The organism is Chitinophaga caeni, from assembly GCF_002557795.1.
GTDB classification, from domain to species: domain Bacteria; phylum Bacteroidota; class Bacteroidia; order Chitinophagales; family Chitinophagaceae; genus Chitinophaga; species Chitinophaga caeni.
Window position 1 is genome coordinate 4,661,888 of the sequence record NZ_CP023777.1, and the last position, 23,414, is coordinate 4,685,301.

The following is a 23,414-nucleotide window of genomic DNA, read 5'->3' on the forward strand; positions in this document are numbered from 1 at the left end:
GTTTTTTAGAAATTGACGTTAATACCGAAATTGAAATTCTTAGTCAAGGGGTAATTAAACCCTGCATTGAAGAGCCCCTCCAACCTTTCAGGGTCAAACGGTTTCACGAACTCATCTGCAAAAGTTACGAGGTTAAACCCGTTGGCATAAAATCTCATCTTCTGAATACCGATGGTTCTCAAGGCTTTCGCATTTAGTGTATAGCCTAATTCCACGCTCTTCAACCTGAGGTAAGAAGCATCTTTTCTCCATACGGAACTTTCATGGTACATGGCGCCCACATCTGCATTAAAACGTGTTGCAGGCCATTTACCCGGTATCCATTCGCTATTGGGATCATAAGGATCTGCCTTGTGCCACCTATCGTAGAAATAGGCAGGTGTATTGCCCCTGAAAGCCAGCATTTCAGCGTAAACTTCGCTGAAGCGTACGGTATACATTGCAGAACCTTGGAATAAAATATTTAAATCAAATCCTTTATATGCCGCTCCCATGGTAAGACCATAGTTGATCTTCGGGTTCTTGCCGCTCGGATTTTGATTGTCGTTGGTACCCACTGCCCCCGTGAATAAAGGCAGCATATCATAACCGTTGATGATACCGTCATTATTGATATCCTCGTATTTAAAATCACCGGGGAGTTCCCTGGTATTAGCCAGGTCGCCGCCCTGGATCGGGTAATTAGCGATCTCGTCCATATCTTGGAACTGCCCTGCATAGGTATAGCCCCAAACAATATCATTATAACGGTAAGTATCCCCGTTTCTCCATTTATCATAACTATGCACATAAGGAGCACGTTCGCGGTACAGGTTCTGGGCACGGTAGAAATTGAAATTACCGGAGATATTATAAGAGAACTCACCGATCCTGTTGAAATGGGATACCGTGAACTCGATACCTTTTACCCGGTCACTATTCAGGTTTTCATCGGGCAACCCAGTACCGAAAGTATTCGGTAAAGAAGTGTTTCTTTTTCCGGGTAAGCCGCTTCGATCGCGGCGGTAAACATCTGCTTCGATGTTGAGTTTATTGCCCCATAGGCTTAGATCCAACCCTATATCTAATGTTTTGGCCGTGACCCAAGTCAAGTTTGGATTCGTGATACCAGGAGCTGCGATGCCGTTAACCAACGACCCGTTGTTAAACTCGTACGTTCCGCCGCCCCCGATCTGGAAGCCCTGTATCCATTGGAATGGCGGGATACCACCATCTTCACCTACTTCACCGTAAGAAGCGCGCAATTTCAAATTGGTTATTGCCGGGATATTATTTTTAATGAAGGGTTCTTCCGATATCCGCCAACCTCCTGAAATAACCGGGAAGAATCCCCACCTACTTTCCGGCGGGAAGGCGTAATGCCCCATGTAACGGAAAGCAACTTCTACCAAGTACTTGGAACGGAAATCATAATTTAACCGGCCGATTAACGATTGGTAAGCGCTCCTATGCTCTATACCGGAATTTCTCATCACGGCTTCAGAAGCGCTGTTGATTTGATCATTCGTATAGAAAGTATATAAACGTGAAAGGTTGGCATCCCTAGCCCAATATTGCTGTTGCTCGTAAACGGCAGATGCCGCGATATTATGATCAGCAGCAATAACGGTTTTGTAATTGGCCTGCGCTTGCAAAGTCAAACGATTATTATTACCGAAGCCGTTACCAATGAAGGCCGATCCATCCCTTTGACGGGACAGTACGTAGTCGCCATCAACGTAATTATACAGGTTGTATGGCTTAGAGACGTCCTTACCCTGGTAACTATTCATATCAAAAGCGGCCATACCACGTAGCGACAATCCTTCAACAAAGGGAAAGGTATAAGTCAATGCAACGGAGGACTGGACATTCCTATTTACAATTTCACTATAACCCGTAATGTTTTTATCCGAAAGAATGACCGGGTTCTGGTTTGAAGGCGTAATTACCGCGGGATATTCAGGATTGTTATTAGCGTAAGGAGATTCGGTAGGCAATGAAACACGGGTACCTTTAAAAATATTGAAGAAATTTTCACCCGGGGATTTCTTGATATCGTAGCGCCCGCCGATTAAAACCTCGGCCTTAAGGTTTTTATGTAATTGGGTCGTGATATTGGAACGAAGGTTAAAACGCTTGTATCCCATATCGTTTGTTTTCAATAAGCCATCTTCCTTAAAATACCCGAAGCTGAGAAAGTATTGAGTTTTATCATTCCCGCCAGTGGCAGATATGTTATGATTTGTTTGCATGGCAAAATCTTTCATCGTCAAATCATACCAATCGGTGGAAGGATATTCCCCATCAATATATTTCTGCAACTCTTCCCTGGTAACGAAAGGCGCACCGGTACCGTAGATAGCGGCCTCGTTTCTCATCTGCATCCATTCGGAAGCATTTGCCATGCGCGGCACATCCGTAGGTTTCATAATGCCCACCGTACCGGAATAATTAAAGCTCGTTTTACCTTGCGAACCTTTCTTAGTAGTTACGATCACGACACCATTACTTGCATTGAAACCGTAAATAGCAGCAGAAGCATCTTTCAGGAAAGAAATACTTTCAATATCATCGGGATTTAACCGCTGAAATTCGGAGGCGCCATCACGCACTATACCATCAATTACGAACAAGGGCGTACCGAAACCACGTATATTGATCATATTTTCGAAATTCCCGGGCTCACCACCCAGTTGGCGAACCTGTAATCCTGCCACCTTACCCTGGATTTTTTGCGCCAAACTTACGTTGGTGGAAGTCTGGATTTGATCCGCGGTAATATTACTAACGGCGCCGGTTAAAGTTTCCTTTTTTTGCGTACCGTAACCTACAACCACAACTTCTCCCAATTGGTCTTCGGAAGGAGACATCCTTACATTGATCACCGACTTATCCCCGATTTTCATTATAACGTCTTTCATCCCGATAAAGGAGAATACGAGTTCATCCACATCGGCGCCGATGTTTATTTCATATTTGCCATCAGCATTCGTGATAACGCCTTTCTTTTCAGCGCCACCAATAGAAACAGTTACACCCGGGATAGGGGTACCGTCCTTTGCATCAGAAACGCTACCCGAAATAGTGCGTTGTTGCGCCCAAGCTAAAGTAGGCGCTATGCAGAGTAGCAATAAAAGGTGATAGAGTTTTTTCATCAGTTTAAATATTTAAGAATGGAGCCGCCAGTTACCACGGCATATTGTTGTAGAACTTATCAAATAATTAATCATACGTGGTAACTCTCGTGGAACCTAGATAGTTTTCCGTAATAAGGAATATTGTTTCGTGATTCTAATACTGGAACATTTCAGCGTTTCCCCAAGCATCTTCAAGGGGGCACGTAAATAGGCAATATGATCATTCGCGGAATTGATTTTGGTTAATAAATATTTTTATAAAGTACATTGTGGTAATCAGGGCGTCGCCTTTTACCTTGCAAGACAAGAAGGCAGCAGACCCATTTTCATAACATAGATAGTCGCACCAGTTTTTTGTTTATAAACTGGATGCAATAAAAGGCAGATGACCTAATAAATGGGTTAATGAACTAATTAATCTGCTGATTAATTTGAACAATGTCTTTATTAATCATTATAAATCAGTACTTATCAATACATTAACAAAAAAGCATCCCTGGCGCTGAATCTAATAATCTTATCAAATTAATGCCCATCCACCGGGTAATTTGCCGGGATGAAAAGACGGTTTATATTTAAATTCCTCCTTTTGATTTTTTTTTATAATATTGTACATACCGGTTATCGTGAAGCCTGGTAATGAAGGGATAAGTAAAATAATTCAGTTGGGCCGATCTATTTTCCTAAACTGGCATCATGGAACTCGGAAGGGTGATTTGAATACTAATCGATAAAATATTCATGTACATAAGTAAGATTTCCAAGGGCTCCACGTTGACGGCAATAACCGGGTAAGCATCCAGTTTATCAAGAAGCGTTCGATGGTAGTACCCCTATGTGACTACAGTATTGAATATTTCGATAAATACGGGCGAACATACAAACCATAATATATTCCGACTAGATAGGTTGTCAATGCGTAGAATATTTTTGTGCCTACTCCTATGCTCCACTGTTATCATCCGGGGCTATAGCCAATCACATGGTTTAAGATTTTCCAGCCACGAAGTAATGCCGGAAAAACGGACTTCCTTACATCTAACCAGTGAAACTCCCCTGCCGGTTAATAATAGCGCTTCCATCACCTTCGACTTCTCATTTATACCGAACCTGGATACTTACTTTGGCTATATTGTGCGGGTTATCAGTCCTACTTTACAGAATATCGATTTAGTGTACAATCAACGTTTACAAGATTTCAATATTATCTTGGGCGATAGTTGCATTGGAAAATTTAAAATCGATTCCGCCAACTTATATAATCATTGGAACCAAGCAGAAATATTCCTAGATGCCCGGAACAAATCGGTACAATTCATGCTTAACGGGCAAGAAATTGCCAGGGGGCGACTGAATATTCATAGTGGCGATCCGTACCAAGTATATTTCGGAACTATAAACTACGAAAGATTTCAAGCCGTGGATGTGCCACCCATGAACATTAAGGATATCGTTACCCGGGAAGATGGTAAGATTATACGCCAATTTCCGCTTGATGAACAGGACGGGGAACAAGCCCATGACAGCCAATCGAAATATTTCGCGAAGGTAAAAAACCCTACATGGCTCAAACCTAAACACCAGGCCTGGCACAATGAACTGGACTTTTCTGCTGCCGGGGCCGTGAGCGTGGCTTATAATCCCGACCAGGATATTATATATTTCGTTTCAAGGGATACGCTATATCAATTCCATGTAAAAGATCTTTCCTTTCACAATACGCCTTTAAATAAGAGTCACGGCTTCCTCGTTCCGGGAAATCAATCTGTTTATGATAAAAATCGTCAAAGGCTGGTAAATTTCTATGCCGATGAAAAAAGGGTCAGCATATACGATACCGCGGCCAAAACTTGGAATCAAAATTTCACTACCGACACGCTCACCGTATTTTGGCAGGCAAATAAATTTATATCGCCGGTAGATTCTTCATTATATATCATCGGTGGTTATGGGCAGCTACGCTATAAAAACTGGATTCAACGTTACCACTTCCCTAGCCGGGCATGGGAAATGATTGAAAATGACCAGGATGATATATTTCCACCCCGTTACCTGGCGGCCCTGGGACTAAATGAGGGGCAGGATACGGCATATATACTCGGTGGATATGGAAGCAAAACGGGTGATCAAAGCATTAATCCCAGGTTTTACTATGACTTGGTGGCTTTCAGTATCCGGGATCATAAATTTCATTTCAAACACCATCTTACCAATTCCGGCCAACATTTTTGTTTTGCTAACAGCTTAACTATTATACCGGGTACAAGGGAATATTATGCTTTAATTTACCCTACCGACCGTTTTAAATCTTCGCTTCAATTGATCGAAGGTTCACTCGACAAGCCTGGATACACCTTGTTGGGAGATAGCATTCCCTACAATTTTTATGATATTGAATCTTTTGCCGATTTATTTTATAGTACGGGTAGCCAAAAATTATTGGCCGTCACTATCTACACGGGGAAAGATAACCAATCGCGTATATCTGTACATTCTATTTTCACCCCGCCCAATCCTCCGCCGGCATTGGAACCCGAAGGTACCTCCCTCCCTCCTTACTGGCCGTTCGCCCTTGTAGCTATTACCAGCATCGGGCTATGGGCATATTGGTTAAATAAAAAAAATAAACGCGGTAAAGGGCTTGATAGCAAAAAGTTTGATGAACCACCGGTAATGACCCGGCAACAAAATGCACAACGGGATATCCCGAAAGTTGAAACGGAAACGGTTGCCTCCTCTTTGGAAGAAGTTGTCCATATCCCGGTGCTGCAACAGGAAAGGGCAGCCTGTTACTTATTTGGTCCATTCGAAGTTTATGATAAGGAAGGGAACAATATCGTACAAATGTTTACACCCTTATTGAAAGAATTGTTTCTTTTATTATTGATATATAGTATCAAGGATGGCAAAGGGATATCTGCCGATAAACTATTGGAAATGCTCTGGCCAGGCAAATCAATTAAAGACGCGAAGAATAATTATTCCGTAAATATCGTGAAGCTGAAAAGTATCCTGGAAAAAATAGGGGAATTTCAGTTAAGCAGGGAATCCGATAAATTAAAACTGGAATGCGTGGATGCGGATGTTTATATCGATTTCCAAGAATTTACGCAACTCATACATAGCCAAGCCAATATTGATAAAAACTTTGTCAGGCTCATGGCCAAGCTGTGCGACAAAGGAGCTTTCCTTTCTAATGTACACTACACTTGGCTGGATGACCTCAAAGGAGCCATTTCAGGGCAAGTTATCGACACCTTGTTAAATTATCTCGATCATGCAAACCTTAATATAGATACTGAATTCATGCTAAGACTCACGAACTATGTATTCTATTTTGATAGTTTGAATGAAGAAGCATTAGTACACAAAAGTCGCTGTTTAATGATTCTTGGCCGCCATGGCTTAGCTAAAGATGCTTATGCCAAATTTGCCAAGGAATACCAGGAAACATACGGCCAAGCATTTGACCGTAGTTTCCCGGAAGTAATGGGCCCAACAACGCATACCTGATGATTGAACGGCAGTGTCGGGTTAGATTTTGAATGAATACCCTACAACCGGCTTAGCTAGTTGCAGTAAATGTTTCACTAAGCATTAGGCTTCCGAAATTTCTTTTAACCTGGCTAAAGCTTTGGGGAATTTTTCGCTTAAGAAACTTGAAAAGTCATCGTTCACATCCACTTCGACCTGCAAATCCGTTTGGTGATCTACTTCTTTTAATGCATAGTTTTCCTTGGCGCCGGCCCAGGCTTTTATTTCGGGGCTTTCCGTATCTTCTACGCCCTTGCTTACCAGCCCCAAGTGCTCTATCGACATCCATTGATCGGGTATCATATCCGCGACGCGGGAAACCATTCCATTATTGTCTCCATCGAGGAACAAAATCTTGCTACCTTTTTGCCAATCAGTTTCTGCCCTGCTGCTTTCACTGAAAGCTTTCGTCCAGTCTTCATAAGATCCGGGGGTCCACAATTTAGCCCAAACTGTCGCCGGCTTTGCATTGATGCGAACATTGAATTGTAGTTTTTCCATAACGAACATGTTTTGGATTGATAGATAGAATTTACGGTACAAATTTCGGATGATTATGGAATTAATGAGAGGGGGAAAAGCGACAAATTAAGGTCAAGTATTACCCGGGTTACACGGTTAGATCAAACTATCGTTTGGTTAAATTGTTATAATTGAATGCTGTACAATTCTAATGCCAGGAAGGTGGCCGTAGTGGGATATAATAGGATTCCTTTTGCCAGGTACAATACTGCCTATGCTGAAGCCAGCAATGCCGACATGCTTTCGGCAGCGTTGAACGGCTTAATCCAGAAATATAATTTAAAAGGCCAAATCTTAGGGGAAGTGGCCGGGGGCGCCGTCATTAAACATAGTTCCGATAGCAATTTGATCCGTGACTGTGTAATGAAATCAACGCTGGATCCCCGAACACCGGGTTGCGATTTGCAGCAGGCATGTGATACTGGTGCTGAAAGTGCCATTTATATTGCTAATAAGATCGCCCTGGGGCAAATCGATGCCGGAATCGCTTGCGGGGTAGATTCCGTTAGCGATATTCCCCTGGAGGTTAGCTACCCTTTACGCAAAATTTTATTGAGAGCCAGGAGAAGCCAATCCACCTGGGAACGTATCAAACTTTTTCTTTCTGCCAACCCGAAATATTTACAACCTATTGCGCCCGCTAATGAAGAACCTTTAACCGGTCTTTCCATGGGCGGTCATACCGAATTTACGGCGAAGTATTACCAGGTGTCCCGGCAAGATCAAGATGCCTTTGCCCTGGCAAGCCATCAAAAATTAGCCAGTGCTTATGATGAGGGTTTTATGGATGATATGCTTGTGCCTTTCCTTGGCTTAAACCGGGATAATAATCTACGGCGCGATACTAACTCGGAAAAATTAGCAAGGTTGAAACCCGCATTCGATAAGCAAGGCGGCACATTAACCGCGGGAAACTCTACTCCCTTAACAGATGGCGCCGCTACTATATTGCTGGCATCAGAAGAATGGGCCGCATCCCGGCAACTCCCGGTACTGGCTTATATACGTTGCGCTGAGCTGGCGGCGATCGAATATGTAAAAAATAAGCAACAATTATTACTAGCTCCCCTGTATGCAGCTAACAGGATGCTGGATAAAACGAATCTCCGCTTACAGGATTTCGATTTTTATGAAATTCACGAAGCATTTGCCGCTCAAGTATTGGCAACACTTAAAATTTGGAATTCGGAAGATCTTAGCCAAGAATTAGGATTGCATGCGCTGGGCGCCATAGATCCTGCTAAACTGAATGTCAAGGGAAGCAGCTTGGCTGCCGGTCATCCTTTTGCGGCTACCGGGGCCCGCATTATTGCAGTGATGGCAAAGTTATTGCACCGGGAAGGAAGAGGTCGCGGATTTATATCAATTTGCGCGGCCAGGGGACAAGGCATTACGATGATCTTGGAAAAATAACTTCTCAAATCGTTGATTTAATCCTGGAAACTTTAACTTACAAGCCCTAGTGATCATCGATCTATCTAAACTTTGCATATGAAAGCTGTTGTCATTTCACAACCCGGAGGCCCGAACGTACTTAAATACCAACCTTATCCAACCCCTGTATTAGCGGCGGATGAAGTATTGATAGATGTAAAAGCTGCCGGGGTAAACAGGCCCGATATATTCCAAAGAAAAGGTAATTACCCGCCACCACCCGGCGTTCCGGAAGATATACCGGGACTGGAAGTTGCCGGTATCATTACCAAATGCGGCCCCCGTGCCGACCAATGGAAAGTGGGCGATCATGTCTGCGCCCTGGTTGCGGGCGGTGGCTATGCTCAATATGTTAACGTGCGTCAAGGACAATGTTTACCGGTTCCCCCCGGTTGGAATTTCATGGAAGCGGCAAGTTTACCGGAAACTGTATTCACGGTCTGGTCCAATGTTTTCCAGCGCGGGCAACTAAAAATGGGAGAAGACTTCCTTGTACATGGCGGTAGTAGCGGCATAGGAATTACCGCGATACAATTAGCCAAGGCCATCGGTGCAAAAGTTTATACCACGGTCGGCAGCGAAGAAAAAGGACAGGTATGTTTGAAGCTCGGCGCCGATTCCTTCATTAATTATAAAGAACAAGATTTCGAACAAGCGTTACAATCAACCGGCTTCGACGTTATCCTGGACATGGTTGGCGGAAGTTATTTTCAAAAGAACCTGAACCTTTTACATAATGATGGCCGCTTGGTTTATATCAATGCAATGGCTGGAAGCGAGGTAAGTTTAGATATCAAGTTGATGATGCGTAAAAGGCTTACAATTACCGGAAGTACCCTGAGGGCCAGGTCTTACGAATTTAAAAAGGCCTTGGCAAAAGATATACTAGATAATGTATGGCCAATTATTGCATCCGGTAAATTTAGACCTGTCATTTATAAAACCTTCCCATTGGAAGAAGCAGCGGCAGCGCATCAATTAATGGAAAGCAGTCACCATATTGGCAAAATAGTATTACTAAATGAATAAGAAATCAGGACAAGGGAATAATTACCCGGTAAATGGGGGTACTATTCCTATTTTTTGGAACAACAATTGTATTAGTTCATCATTATTCAGTAATTTATAATCTATATAATAAATTATCTCTATATATTGCGATGATTTTTAAATCATCAATCACCTGGCAAGGTTCGTATATGCATGATGTTAGCTTGTAGCATGGCCTACATCAATACAACAAAAACGCCCTTTCAATTGTAAGATTGTTGTGTAGTGGGCAACTAGGATTCAATAGCTTAAATCATTCCACAAAATTGGTCAATGGAGAATAACGGACAGCCAAGTAAACCATTTCTAACGAAGGGGCTCGACAATTTTTTTTCGGGCATCTTTGATATATGGCGATTTATCTGGCGATTTTTTACGGAAGTATTGCGCCCGCCATTAGAGGTTAAAGAATTTATCCGCCAATGTTATATGGTGGGGTATAAATCGTTGGGATTAATTACCCTAACGGGGTTTATTACCGGTATGGTATTCACCAAGCAATCCCGGCCTTCCCTGGCGGAGTTCGGCGCTACCTCCTGGCTTCCTTCATTGATCGCCATCGCGGTAATCAGGGCCTTGGCTCCCCTTGTTACGGCTTTAATATGCGCCGGTAAAGTGGGATCAAGTATAGGGGCGGAATTAGCGTCGATGAAAGTTACCGAGCAGATCGATGCGATGGAAGTATCCGCGATTAACCCTTTCAAATACCTGGTAGTAACCAGGATATTGGCCTGTACGGTTTGTTTACCTATATTAATGTGCTATTCCGGACTCATCGGCATGATGGGTTCTTATTTAGATATACACCTCAACGAACAAACCACCTTTGCAGCTTTTTTACAGAATGCATTCGATAAGATTTCATTCCTCGACCTTTGGGCATCTTTAACAAAATCTATCATCTACGGGTTCACGATCGGTACGGTAGGTTGTTATTTAGGTTTCCATGCCTCGCAGGGGACGCAAGGTGTTGGTAAAGCTGCCAATGTTTCCGTTGTTGTGTCAATGTTCCTGATCTTTATAGAAGAAATTATTATTGTGCAACTAGTAAACATGATCCGCTAAAGTATGAAACCATTCACACCTGAAATAGATTGGAACGAAACGGTGATATCCATCAGGGGTCTTTACAAGTCCTTCGGGGAAAACCATGTCTTGCGCGGGGTCGATTTAGATTTGCACAAAGGAGAAAATATCGTGGTACTTGGCAGATCAGGTACCGGGAAGTCTGTATTGATCAAGATTATCGCGGGATTATTAAAACCAGATGCAGGAACGGTAAATGTTTTAGGCGAAGAAGTTCCAACGCTGAATAGCCGCGAGTTAAGGGATTTACGTTTAAAAGTAGGCTTCTGTTTCCAGCATGGAGCCCTCTATGACAGCATGACTGTTGGCGAGAACCTCGCCTTCCCCCTCATCCGCAACCAGCCGAGTATCAGGAAAGATCAGCGTGATAAAATGATCGACATCGTTCTTGATGCCGTGGGCTTATCACAAACGATCGACCAGATGCCATCGGAACTATCTGGTGGACAAAGGAAACGGATCGGCATTGCGAGGACTTTAATTTTAAGGCCCAGCATCATGTTGTATGATGAACCCACGGCGGGTTTAGACCCGATAACCTGCACGGAAATCAATGACCTGATCAACGAAGTACAAAAAAGGTTCAAGACCAGCTCGATCATAATTACACATGATCTTACCTGTGCCAAGGTTACAGGCGATAATATAGCGGTATTGAAAGAAGGGCAATTTATACAAAAAGGGAGCTTCGACGATGTATTCCGCTCGAATGATGACCTAATTAAAGAATTTTATGATTATAACTTTATCCAGTAAGCCATGAAAGCATCCAGAAATAGAAAAGCAGTCGTAGTCGGTATCTTTATCTTCACCGGTATATTGATCTTCGCAGTAGCCGTTTTGGTGCTGGGTGGCCAACAGAAAACATTTATCAGTTCCGTAAGTGTTAAAGCCGATTTTGACGATGTTGGCGGTTTATCCAAAGGTGATAATATCTGGTACTCCGGTGTAAAAGTTGGTACCGTGAAAAAAATCGCCTTTAGTTCCAATGGGAAGATCACCGTGTCGATGGACATTGAAAAAAGCTCGAAGGATTATATCCATAACGATGTTATAGCCAAGATCAGCACGGACGGCTTGGTAGGTAATAAGATCATCGCACTGGCCGGCGGTACGCGAACATCCCCCGTAATAAAGGAGGGCGATATGATCCGGGTTGCAACCAATACGAGTAGCGATGAATTGATGAACACATTACAAGTCAACAACAAGAACCTCGTGGAAATTACCGGTAATCTAAAAACCATCACGAAAAACTTGGCAGATGGCAAAGGTTCCATCGGGAAAATTTTGCAAGACGAAAGCTTGTATGATAACCTTAATTTTGCTGTCAATAGCTTAAAGATGACCTCTGAGCAAACAAGGGCTATCGCGAATAACCTGGCTGATTATACGCGCAAATTAAATCAACCCGGGGTGCTTGCAAACAAACTCGTAACCGATACAACTGTTTTCTCTAACCTGCAAAGCATGTCGAACAAGCTGCAACTTGCCAGCGATGCCGCCAATGAAACGGTGAACAACCTCAATGAAATGAGCCGCAGCTTGAACACGAAGTTACAAAGCAGCCAATCTGCCGCCGGTGTGTTGCTCAATGATAGCGTTACCGCTAAAAATTTACAAAGCACGATATCAAACCTGGAAAGCACCACGGAAAAACTGGATGTTAATATGACCGCTTTACGGAGCAATTTCTTATTCAGAAGATATTTCAAGAAACTGGACAAACAGAAAAAGAAAGAGGAAAAACAGCGGGAAAAAGACAGCTTAAGAGCGCTAAAAAACTGATAAATACAACTAGTGAAGACATAAAAAATGCCCATGCACTGATTTAGCGTATGGGCATTTTTAACTAACTATAAAAATCCTTATTTGGAATCCTTCGTTATTTCATCGAGATAAAAATGAAAACTATCGCCCCTTAAACCGACTCTCATAGCTTCCAAGGCAATAACCTCGTTGGGTGCCACGTTGCCGAGGTTGGCATTACATCCCATCAAGGATAAAAAATAAAGTTGTTGACTTTTTAACGGCGCCTCCCAAATGATCTTTTCACCGGGGATCTTGGTCAAGATTTCCTGAACCAAGCCTTCCCTAACCTCGCCCGAATCGCGGTACAGGCCAACAGTTCCCGATTCGCGGGCTTCTGCAATTACATAGGTAGCGCCTGCTTCCATCTCCGCCTTCATCAGTTCAATCCACCTATAAGGTGGCGTGATATGCTCCCTATCTTTATCTTTCGAGCCTACCTCGCTCAAGACAGTTCCCAATTTAGCCAACTTTTCTATATAACCACATTTTTCAGCATGCGGAATATTTATCGAACCATCCGACACTTCTACACAGCTAATTCCGTACTCCTTGATAATATCCAGGTAATCATCAAATTGATTCCTAACCAGAAAAGCTTCAAAAAGTAAACCACCGAAATAAACGGGTATATCATAAGACTGAATCAGTTTAATCTTTTCACCCAAGTTAGGAGTCACGTATGCCGTACCGAAAGCCAGCTTGATGAAATCTACGTAGGGAGCAGCCACCGATAGGAAATTCTTCGTATCCTGGATACTTAAACCCTTATCCGTAACCATGTTCAAACCAAAGCTGCGCGGCTTTTGCGTGCGGCCGGGCATTTTATCCAGGTTATAATTCATAAACCACTAATTTGATTCCGGGACAAAGTTATTAAATTGAAGCGGATAGCATGCTTAAAAATATTTAATTTCCATTGTTGTCCGACTAAAATTGCATTAAATTTACTTGGATTCCTTACCTGGTCAAAGACATGAGCGAAGGATGATAAATTCAAAATCTGCCCCACCACCAAGAGAAAGGTGGAACTTCGCACCCTTGATATCGAACGGCAGTTTAGCTATACAGTAGTACAAAAGCTGGATCGAGCGATCAAATTGGTGGCCGTGATGCCCGATCTGTGCCCTTTTTTGGGCAAGCAAAAAAGTACAAGAAATGAACAGGTGGACTTGAGTCGAACTTTTGAGGCGATGATAATTTTTTCGTTGAAAATTTAGTCGGACAATAATGTTTAATTTCAATGAATAGCATAAACAATTTCTGCTAAAAATTATTATAAATACATGACGCATAATGAATCATGCCCGGAAAATTTGGACACGGCGGCCAAGATACTTTGGCAGGGAACGGAAGTAGGTAGCCTTTCAAAACTTAAATGTGATGAAGTATATTTCGATGGTGATTTCCACCCGAATGATGCGGCTGGCCAGGTTGGCTTCCTGGACCTGATATCGGGAATTAGTTCCGAACAGATCATGAAACAATTAAGTGGAGGCGTGCATGTCGACATCATCTTCCCCGACCCTAAAGACTCCCGGAGAAACCTTAGGGTAATCGCCTACCTCGATGGCAACTTGTTAATGCGTTTACAGCAATAATTACAACGAATTATTTTTTCAGCTTCAGCCCGAACTCCAATAAATTATTTTTAAAGGGATACTTCTACTTTACTATTAGTTCCCACGGCTTTGTAGATCGCGTCGATAATTTTAAGGTCCTTGAGCCCCTCGTTACCATCAACAGCTACTATTGGATTTTTATTTTCCAGGATGATCCCTGCCATTTCATCCATCTGGATAGTTTGATGGGCTATATGAGGAAACGAGAGTTCGCCTTTGTGGGTATGTCCTTTAATAGGACCATAGCCCGTTGCCGGTTGCAAGAAAGCAAAACCTTTATCTCCTACCATATAAAACCGGTCAAGGTAATTCATATTATAAGTTGACAAACAGGATGCAACGGCGCCGCTAGGAAATCCCATTTCGAATTGAATAGTTTCATCAACCCCTGCTTTGAATTTAACGGGATCCGTTTTCGTTTCATGGGCCGCGACCCAAATGGGATCTTCCCCTAACATATACCGCGCACCGTTAATCGAATAAATACCGATATCCATCAGCGATCCCCCTCCTGCCAGTTCCTTATTAAGCCGCCACTGGTTTGGATCGCCAATCCTGAAGCCGGATAAGCCGTTAAAAAATCTCAGTTTACCAAACTCCCCATTCCCACGCATCTTGATAATCTCCAAGGTATTCGGTTCAAAGTGCATGCGGTAACCTACAAGTAATTTCACGCCAGCTTTACGGCAAGCATCCACCATTTCCTGGCCTTCTTTGCCATTCAGCGCCATGGGTTTTTCACAAATTACATGTTTACCTGCCGCGGCAGCGCGGATCACATTATTATGATGGATGGCATTTGGCGTAGTAACATACACCACATCAATATCCTTGTTATTTTTTATATCATCGAAATTGGAATAATTGTAGCAATTACTTGCCGGGATGTTATATTTCTTTTGCCAATTCGGCAATTTAGAAGGAGTACCGCTAATAGCACCCACCAGTTTAGCTTTCTTACAATCTTTCATGGCATCCGCAACGCGGGTAGCATAACTACCTAATCCCATTAAGGCCACCCTGAGAACGGGCCCCTCGTAAAATAATCCGTGCTTAGGCTGCCCCCAGCTATCCAGTTGTAAGAACGGTACCGCCAATGCCGATAATGATAACTTTTCGATGAAGTTCCGACGGGTTTGCATAACGTAGAATTTTTCGTGGTTTTCAATAACTAGAAGAATGGATGTATAAAATACTGCTTTTTACCGGATTTTAAAAATCGGCGCAGGCAAAGAGGCATCGCTCTCTTTAATATGAAATAAAAATGGCCATCCTCTTTTAAGGATGACCATTTCATAAAACCTATATGAATCTATTATCTAACCACTATAATTTTAGCCGGGGCCGATGTCCCTTTTAAATATACGAGGTAATACGGGCCGGAAGGCAGACCGCTTACATCGAGTATGTTGTCATTGCCATTGACCAGGTTCAGTTGTTTTACCGGGCTGCCGTGAACATTGTACAATACCGCGCTCCCCGCTACATGCGAGCGGATATGTACTTCGTCGCGAACAGGGTTGGGATATACTTCCATCAATTCCGGCAACTTGTTTACAGGGCTTGACACCAAGCTATTAGTAGCTTTACGCGCCAACATTGATGGTGATTCCACGATTACTAATGAAGGGCGATCGGAGGCATCCGTTGCGTTTTTACTATAAAATGTCAAATCAGATGTCGAGGTAGATGAACCGCTATATTCACCATAAATATGGAATACGACCGTAGTATCTCCCGCGCGTATCGCGTTCAATAAAGTATCTTTATTCAAACTCCAATGTACCCAGTCGCCACCGTAGTAGAAATTCCCGGCAATAGAATCGACATGTGAAGAATCGGCTACCCATGAGTTCCAGGTCAGGGGGCTTGCACTTTCATCCCAGTCTGATTTTGTCGTCCATTTCACGATCAACTTAGTTTTGTTGGAAGAACTGTTTGCCGATTTCACCTTCATATAAAGGTGTAATGAATCGATATTTGCCAAATCCCCACTGAAATCATTCAAATTAAATTTCAGGAAAGCTTCACGTTTATAACCGGAATTTGGATCCGGTTTAATGGTCATCGTGGAATCCGTACCAAAGTTGGTATTTGCCGAACCGCCGTTGCGGATATAAGTATCTGCCGAAGGCTCAATCCCTTCCGGCCTGTCCATGGGTTCGAAGTTGATATCCAATACAGGTATTTCATCTTCAAAATAATAAGGGTACACAACATCTTTCGAAGATCCGTTGGTAAAGAGGAATTTTAATCTTAAAGTATATGTACTATACTTTTTCCAAAACTCCGCCACGGGCATAGCCACGTTAAAACTGTCGGTTCCCACCAGGTTTGCCATCCAGGCCAATTGATCATAATTAGCTCCATCATCATCCTGGTCATTATATACCACGATACCATTGATGTCCTTGTTGGTAGTAAACGTCCCCGAGAGATGGATATAACCACCGCTATAACTGGAATGGAATGTAGTGAAAGAACCTGTACCGCCGCCGTACATATCCGGGATCGTATCTTGCGTGCGGAACACCTCGCAGTTATGTAAGATCGCGCAGCTTGCTTCCGTCATAAAAGTAGCCGACTTCCCGTAAGTTGAATTACCGGAGCCCATCAGGTTCGTTCCCATGGCAGGATTGCTTTTTTGAGAAACGTACTCCTTATCATGCGGTAAATTCAAACCATGTCCCAGTTCATGAACAAGGCCGCCGATATAAGACGAAGTACCGCCGGTTGAAAAATACGAGGTATCGATGTTAGGATTATCCAGGGCGAAACACCAGCCATTCCCTAAACCATAAAAAGGATTATACCCTGATTCCGGTAATATCACGAGTGTATGCGTACTGGTTTTTTCCCCGGGGTGGGCCGAGAAATAAGCATTCACTTCAGGGATAATCTTGGAGCCGCCACCATCATATGGGTAATATGTTTTATCATAAGTACCGTTGATGATAGTGATCTTGAGCATCCCGCTGCTATCCTTGTTAAGTCCGAAAGTTTCATCGGTATACCCCCAATAGGTCATCCACTTGCGGTAGAAATCCTGTGCTTGCAACATGATACCATTCAAACGTTGCCGGTAGTTGGCCACGGTATCAACATCAGTTGGAAGGAAATACACGATATTAAGGTTATTGGTTCTTGATTCCACCTCCCTCGGCGCCGGCGGGGTGTAAGAAGAATCTATCCTATAATGCAATACGAGCCTCGGTTGCATTGAAGTATCGGTCCATTCCCTTGAGTACATGGAAGTATTGGCCCCCGTGTTAAGGCGAGTGTACAATGCCAAAGACAGCAGTGAATCACCGCTCAAGGCAGCGCTTACATTATCCTTCAAACCTCCCCAGGTGGCTTGGTAGGGAGTAGTTTCCGAGATCGCAACCGTAGGTTTGGTAACCGCCGAGATCGTGTCTGGACCGAACCCGGGCTTATTATTCCAAGTGGCGGTATACTCCCCCCAGGAGTTCGTGGCCACGGGCAACAGGTTCCAAACATGACCGGAGCCTGATTGGGAATAGTAAATGGTTCCAAGTAAAGAAGCCGAATCAATCACGGCATATGCCGGCAATCCTAATTGCTTGAGATCGAACTTCAGGTAAGTAACCAGGTTGTAATTGGAGCCTGAACTTGTTTGTGAATAGCGAAAGCGGAGTTGGGTAGATGAACCGTAATTTGCATTACGTTGATCATCGGCGCTATTACTGTTCACGTAAGTATCCTCGATCGCGACGAGGGTGTCCGTAAAAGGGGACTGGGCTTTTAGTTGATTTAAGAAACAAAGCGAGGAAGCTGCTAAAAAAACCGCTTGTTTCCAGGTTGGTAACATCGTTTTCATCGATTCTATTTTGGTTATAAAAAAGGCAGGTTAATGGGCGAAAACCGGGGAACACTATTCATAGGAAAAATTCGCGATGACAAATTACTTATTGCTATATCAATAAATTAATATTATTCTCTTGTTTAATATGCATATTTAAACATTAATCATAATAATATTTTAACGTTAAAAACAAATATTTTACAATATAAAATCATTATAATATTAAAAACAGCGAATTATTAATACTTTTTTCAATCACAACATATTGAATTGCAATCGAATGCATTACATTTTGCAATCGATTGCTAAAATTGGGAATCCATCCTTATAAATTATCGCATCGAAGTGGGAAGCCCGATGAAAAATCGCCTGCTTTGCCTCCAGGCTAAGCGGGCAATATTCCTCCTGCTACTCCCAGTGGTAGTAGATTGTCCGTTATCGAACAAAAACTTGTTCATTTACGAACAACCCATCCCCCCTGTCGATACCGGGAAACATTGGCTATGGGGTCTTTCAACAAATGGCAACCTTTTTGTTATGCGGGTATACGAATTCAATCCTTTATCTTCAGGTTAATTAAAGCGTATGCTAAAAAGTTATTTCAAGATCGCCATCCGGAATTTAGTCAACAAAAAGGCTTATTCCATTATCAATATTTTCGGTTTAGCTTTAGGGATTGCCTGTTGCCTGATCATTGTTTTATATATTAAGGATGAATTATCATTCGATCACTATAATACCAATTACGATAGAACTTACCGCGTCGTTCATGCCTTCCGTTCCGGTAATAAGACGGCCGATGCACCGCAACCAGCGCCGGAAGAATACCAGGTGTGGGGGAATGCGCCGATAGCTGGTGCCTTAACGAATGAATTCCCGGGTATCGATAAAATTGTCCGGTTTACGAGTAATAATTCATTTTTATTAGAAAATGGGGATAAAAGATTCCAGGAACAGAACCTGGTTTTCATGGATTCAACAGCTTTCGATGTTTTTACTTGGCCCCTTTTATACGGGGACCCGGAGCAGGCGCTAGTGGCGCCGTTTAGCATCGTTTTATCGGAAAGTACCGCTAGGAAATATTTCGGTGATCAAAACCCGGTAGGTAAAACCTTGAAGGCGGAGAACAGCTTTTATTTTACGGTTTCAGGCGTGATGAAAGATATCCCCAGGAACAGCCATATTCATTTCAACGGGTTGATTTCTATGAGCACATTCATAAAATGGCGCCCGCAAATATTCGGATCCTGGGGTTATGTAGATTTTTACACTTACTTCACCCTGAAACCAGGTGTCCGTATTGCTGATATGAGCGCAAGAATCCCGCATCTCTTGAAAACATATTATCCTGAATATAATACTAATGATTACCGGGTGAAATTTGAACCATTATCGGATGCTTATCTCAAATCCTTAGCTGGCAGGCAACCTGGGGTTACGGGCAATTATTCAAACATAATCATCTTCGGGCTTGTCGGTTTATTTATCCTTTGTATTGCATGTGTTAATTTCATTAACCTTGCTACCGCCCGCTCCATGGAAAGGGCCAAGGAAGTGGGCGTACGGAAATCCGTCGGAGCCCACCAATCCAAATTAATCTATCAATTTTTGACAGAATCTACATTAATTACATTCCTGTCTGTCCTCTTGGCAATTGTCATCTGCTTGTTGGTCTTTCCAATCCTCAATAATATTACCGGAAAATCATTCAGCTATATTTCTATTCTTGATTCTCAAATTCTTACCGGTTTACTCGTCACCCCTATTCTAATAGGTCTATTGGCAGGAGTTTACCCGGCGCTGGTATTGTCGCGTTTCGATCCGGTTATCGTATTGAAAGGCAAATTCAATACCTCGGCGCGCGGCAGCTTGTTAAGGAAAAGCTTGGTGGTCTTACAATTTAGTTTATCGGTTGCCCTGGTGGCAAGTACCGTGGTCGTTTATTTGCAGTTGATGCACATGAAGAACCACGAACTCGGTTTCATGAAAGAACAGATGCTGGTGATTAACTACGCCGGCGATGAAGGTGAAAACTTCTTGAATAGAAAGCTTGAAATGATCAAGCAAGAACTTGGGAAAAATGATCAAGTAATCGGTTTGGCAGCATCGCGAACTGTACCGGGCGGCTTTTTCCCGAATGCAGCATCTAACTTTGAAAATCCTGCTGGCGAGATGCAGTCTATTGCACCTGCATTATACGAGATTGATTTTGACTTTATACCTGTTTACCAGATCAAGATGGCGGCAGGCAGGGCTTATTCCCGCAAATTCATGGCGGATACTACAAATTCAATGATCATTAATGAAGCCGCAGCTAAACTATTGGGATATAATAATCCCGGGGATATTATCGGTAAGAAATTCTCGCAATGGGGCCGCAGCGGGACCGTGATTGGCGTTGTAAAAGATTTTAATTATAAATCGCTCCATAACAAGGTAGAACCGTTAGCCCTCCGTTTTGCCGACCCGGATTCTTATGGTAATATTTCCTTACGTATTAAAACAGGTAATATTCCTAATACGATCCGGGAATTGCAACATACCTGGGAACGATTGATCCCGGGGCGACCTTTCCAATATTTCTTCCTAGACCAATCATTCAACGAGCAATACCAAAATGATGTACGTTTTGGTGAAATTTTCAGCATCTTTGCTATCCTGGCTATCATCATCGCTTGCTTGGGACTGTTCGGGTTGGCCACTTATGCAACCCATCAAAGAATCAAGGAAATCGGTGTCCGCAAGGTATTGGGCGCTTCCGTTACCAGCATTATTACATTGCTGTCTTCAGAGTTTGTAATGTTGGTATTGATCGCCATACTGCTGGCCACTCCCCTTTCTTGGTGGGCTATGAACAAGTGGTTGGATGGATTTGCTTACCACGTAACCATCCATTGGTGGATTTTCATGTTAGCAGGAATGCTGGCAATATTCATCGCCCTGGCAACCGTAAGTTTCCAAACATTGAAGGTGGCTTTTATGAACCCGGTAAAGTCACTGCGATCAGAATAACCATGCTCAGCCTCGTTGTTTATATTTTCCAAGATTTAAGCCCAAGAAGGTAGTGGAATTTAGTTAAAGCAATGGAATGAACTACCAGTGTACCGGGTTATGTAACACGCTGTTAAAAAGCGTGAAGAAGGCGCCGTGCATGGAACACCCGGTATTCAATTAATCGTTTTGGATCCCTCTTGGTTTATAAAGATTTAAGAAAGTTAAATAGAAGGATTTGTTACGTATATTTAAAGATTATTTAAACCTTATTATATGGGTAGTATAAAGTACGCTATTGTTTTATTACTCGTCTGTATCGGCATGCATGTTCAAGGCCAAACAAAAATGAGTGATTCCCTGTTGACTGCTGATGATGGTACAAGATTGTTTGTCAAAAAATCTGGCAATGGCCCGATTTGTATTTTTATCCATGGAGGCCCGGGAGCCTGGAGTAAATCATTTGAAGAATTAAAGGGGAAGAACCTGGAGACGAACCTGTCAATGGTATATTATGATGAAAGAGGCTGTGGTCGCTCAGAGAAATCTGCGAGCGGAGACTATTCCCTGGAAAGGATGGTTAAGGATATCGATTTAATTCGTAAACATTACGGTGCTAAGAAAGTTTACCTCATGTCCCATTCATTCGGAGGCATCCTAGCTTTTAATTATGCGCTAAAACATCCTGACCATGTTAAGGGCTTGATCCTGGCAAACTCAACACTCAACATGGGTTATTCCATTGAAAGTCAAATTCATTATATAAATAGCATATTGAAAACGGACTTTACTGTGCCGGACAGTACTTCAGCTTCATTAATGTCTAAATTTTTTGAAGCGAAGAAAATGCTGTCCCAGGAAGATTTGAACTATAAAATACTTTCAGATAATAAAGCGAATATAGAACTAGTAGATGAAATTGACAGTCAAAACCCCGGTGATTTTGATTTTGCCAAGCACGTATTCTCGATAGATGATTACTGGCAAGATTACACACCGCTGACTGCACAAGTAAAGTTGCCCGTTTTAATAATTACAGGAAAGAAAGATCATTCCATCGGGGAAAATCATTATTTATCGTTTCATTTTAAAAATGGGAAGGTTCGGAAAATTAATGGCGGACACATTCTGTATTATGAAAACAACCAGGAATTTATTAGCTCGATTTTTGATTTTATAAAAGAAACGAAGCAAAATCCTAGTTGAGCGCCGGGCATTTCATTTTATTGACTGCCAATACGATCATGTTAAAAGGCAGCGAGCCCTTCCAGGCCCGCTGCCCTGTTAGAAATTTCACTCATTGTACTTGGATTTGTTTAGATGCTTTTACCTGTTGCTCACTTTTAGGCACGGTTAACTTAAGCACGCCATCTAAATAAGTTGCAGCAATGCTATCATCCTTGGAGTTTTCAGGTAACCTGAACGAGCGGGTAAACGCGCTGTAACTATATTCCCTACGGCTGTAGGTCTTCTTCTTATCCTGTTCTTCGCTTTCTTTTTTCGATTCGGCGCTGATCGTCAATACATCTTCATCCACGCTAATTTTAAAATCTTCCTTTTTAAACCCGGGCGCTACAACATCTACCTGGTAAGATGTGTCGTCTTCGCTGATGTTAACTGCGGGCCAGTGCCCATTCCTTGACAAGTCCTTGGGGAAAAAGTCTTCCCATGTAAAAAAGTCCTTCCAGGGATCGTAATTTTTCCTTTTTTCTAAGGCATTCATTTTGAACCTCCTTTATTAATTGTTTAGAAATAGGTTATTAATTGAATTACCTGGGTTATAAAATAGAAACAATACAGTTAAAGAATGGTTATGCCGAGGTAAAATTTTGACAGGTGATTTTCGTCATATGCCCCGTTAAAAACCGGCATTCCCACCGCGGTTAAATAGGGGTTTACGAAGCGTAGAAAGCGGGTATTAAACAAAATAAATCAATTCAAAATATTGATTCTCAATATAAACAAAATAATAACGAATAACCGCAAAGCTGTTATCCCAACTCAGTAACTTATTTCGTAAATTGATCTCAATTCCAGTTACCCGAATTATTGCTATCCTTGAACCGCACTAGTATAACAGGGTTAAAATAGGAATCCCTTGGGTGCCGATCGATACTGATGTAAACGGGATGCTGAGCAACACTAGCCATGAAAAGTTTTTCGAAATAGACTATCTAATCCATCGGGAATGTAATGAAGAGGTACTAAATGACAGTAAAAATCGTAGTTGAGAAATAATACTAGCATTACCGGCAGTAGTCGAATTTTGTGGAACCAACTCCCTTCAAGAAATATATAACTCGTTTGCCCAGGCTGAAATTCGATTATCTGTAACTTTTTTAACATACCTAAACCCAGTATTATGTCAAATCTTAACCGGGGTTCCCCGGCTATGAAGTCCCGGTATGGAACATAGCGTCAGCA

15 protein-coding genes are annotated in these 23,414 nt (G+C 42.5%); 9 read left to right on the forward strand and 6 right to left on the reverse strand.

Going from position 1 to position 23,414, the window contains the following annotated elements; translation table 11 throughout:
* Positions 1-5: 5 nt before the first annotated feature.
* Positions 6-3,137 (reverse strand): SusC/RagA family TonB-linked outer membrane protein, encoded by a 3,132-nt coding sequence (locus COR50_RS19475; RefSeq protein WP_098195547.1) that lies wholly within the window; start codon positions 3,135-3,137, stop codon positions 6-8.
* A gap of 897 nt (positions 3,138-4,034) precedes the next feature.
* On the opposite strand from COR50_RS19475, the gene COR50_RS19480 reads away from it, so the two are divergent.
* Entirely contained in the window at positions 4,035-6,632 is a 2,598-nt protein-coding gene (locus tag COR50_RS19480; protein ID WP_157761015.1) for a hypothetical protein, read from the forward strand.
* 84 nt (positions 6,633-6,716) lie between these two features.
* On the opposite strand, the gene COR50_RS19485 is transcribed toward COR50_RS19480, so the two are convergent.
* Positions 6,717-7,154, reverse strand: a complete 438-nt coding sequence (locus tag COR50_RS19485; protein WP_098196326.1) for an ATPase — start codon at positions 7,152-7,154, stop codon at positions 6,717-6,719.
* Positions 7,155-7,310: 156 nt separating this feature from the next.
* On the opposite strand from COR50_RS19485, the gene COR50_RS19490 reads away from it, so the two are divergent.
* The 5 genes from COR50_RS19490 (at position 7,311) to COR50_RS19510 (ending at position 12,533) form a co-directional block, all read left to right on the forward strand.
* Positions 7,311-8,588 (forward strand): acetyl-CoA C-acetyltransferase, encoded by a 1,278-nt coding sequence (locus COR50_RS19490; RefSeq protein WP_098195549.1) that lies wholly within the window; start codon positions 7,311-7,313, stop codon positions 8,586-8,588.
* Positions 8,589-8,666: 78 nt separating this feature from the next.
* Positions 8,667-9,638: an NAD(P)H-quinone oxidoreductase gene (locus COR50_RS19495; RefSeq protein ID WP_098195550.1), complete on the forward strand. Its 972-nt coding sequence runs from the start codon at positions 8,667-8,669 to the stop codon at positions 9,636-9,638.
* 294 nt (positions 9,639-9,932) lie between these two features.
* Positions 9,933-10,724, forward strand: a complete 792-nt coding sequence (locus COR50_RS19500; protein WP_098195551.1) for an MlaE family ABC transporter permease — start codon at positions 9,933-9,935, stop codon at positions 10,722-10,724.
* A 3-nt stretch (positions 10,725-10,727) separates the two neighbouring features.
* Complete coding sequence (locus COR50_RS19505) at positions 10,728-11,501, forward strand: ABC transporter ATP-binding protein (protein ID WP_098195552.1); 774 nt, start codon at positions 10,728-10,730, stop codon at positions 11,499-11,501.
* Positions 11,502-11,504: 3 nt separating this feature from the next.
* Positions 11,505-12,533 carry an MlaD family protein gene (locus COR50_RS19510; RefSeq protein ID WP_098195553.1) on the forward strand — a complete coding sequence of 343 codons (1,029 nt, stop codon included), beginning with the start codon at positions 11,505-11,507 and terminating at the stop codon, positions 12,531-12,533.
* 80 nt (positions 12,534-12,613) lie between these two features.
* Here the strand turns inward: COR50_RS19510 and COR50_RS19515 are convergent, their stop codons facing one another.
* Positions 12,614-13,399: a phosphosulfolactate synthase gene (locus COR50_RS19515; RefSeq protein WP_098195554.1), complete on the reverse strand. Its 786-nt coding sequence runs from the start codon at positions 13,397-13,399 to the stop codon at positions 12,614-12,616.
* 441 nt (positions 13,400-13,840) lie between these two features.
* Between COR50_RS19515 and COR50_RS19525 the strand changes: the two genes are divergently transcribed.
* Positions 13,841-14,155, forward strand: coding sequence for a hypothetical protein (locus COR50_RS19525; RefSeq protein ID WP_098195556.1), 315 nt, complete (start codon positions 13,841-13,843; stop codon positions 14,153-14,155).
* A gap of 50 nt (positions 14,156-14,205) precedes the next feature.
* Here the strand turns inward: COR50_RS19525 and COR50_RS19530 are convergent, their stop codons facing one another.
* Both COR50_RS19530 and COR50_RS19535 read right to left on the reverse strand, forming a co-directional pair.
* Positions 14,206-15,318 (reverse strand): Gfo/Idh/MocA family protein, encoded by a 1,113-nt coding sequence (locus tag COR50_RS19530; protein WP_098195557.1) that lies wholly within the window; start codon positions 15,316-15,318, stop codon positions 14,206-14,208.
* A 173-nt stretch (positions 15,319-15,491) separates the two neighbouring features.
* Positions 15,492-18,014, reverse strand: coding sequence for a CBM96 family carbohydrate-binding protein (locus COR50_RS19535; RefSeq protein WP_098195558.1), 2,523 nt, complete (start codon positions 18,012-18,014; stop codon positions 15,492-15,494).
* A 570-nt stretch (positions 18,015-18,584) separates the two neighbouring features.
* On the opposite strand from COR50_RS19535, the gene COR50_RS19540 reads away from it, so the two are divergent.
* Together COR50_RS19540 and COR50_RS19545 are read left to right on the forward strand one after the other, a co-directional pair.
* Positions 18,585-21,011, forward strand: coding sequence for an ABC transporter permease (locus COR50_RS19540; protein ID WP_098195559.1), 2,427 nt, complete (start codon positions 18,585-18,587; stop codon positions 21,009-21,011).
* Positions 21,012-21,266: 255 nt separating this feature from the next.
* On the forward strand, positions 21,267-22,196 hold the full coding sequence (locus tag COR50_RS19545; protein WP_098195560.1) for an alpha/beta fold hydrolase: 930 nt from the start codon (positions 21,267-21,269) through the stop codon (positions 22,194-22,196).
* 91 nt (positions 22,197-22,287) lie between these two features.
* Here COR50_RS19545 and COR50_RS19550 read toward each other — a convergent pair whose 3' ends face one another.
* Positions 22,288-22,713 carry an Hsp20/alpha crystallin family protein gene (locus tag COR50_RS19550; protein WP_098195561.1) on the reverse strand — a complete coding sequence of 142 codons (426 nt, stop codon included), beginning with the start codon at positions 22,711-22,713 and terminating at the stop codon, positions 22,288-22,290.
* Positions 22,714-23,414: the final 701 nt, after the last annotated feature.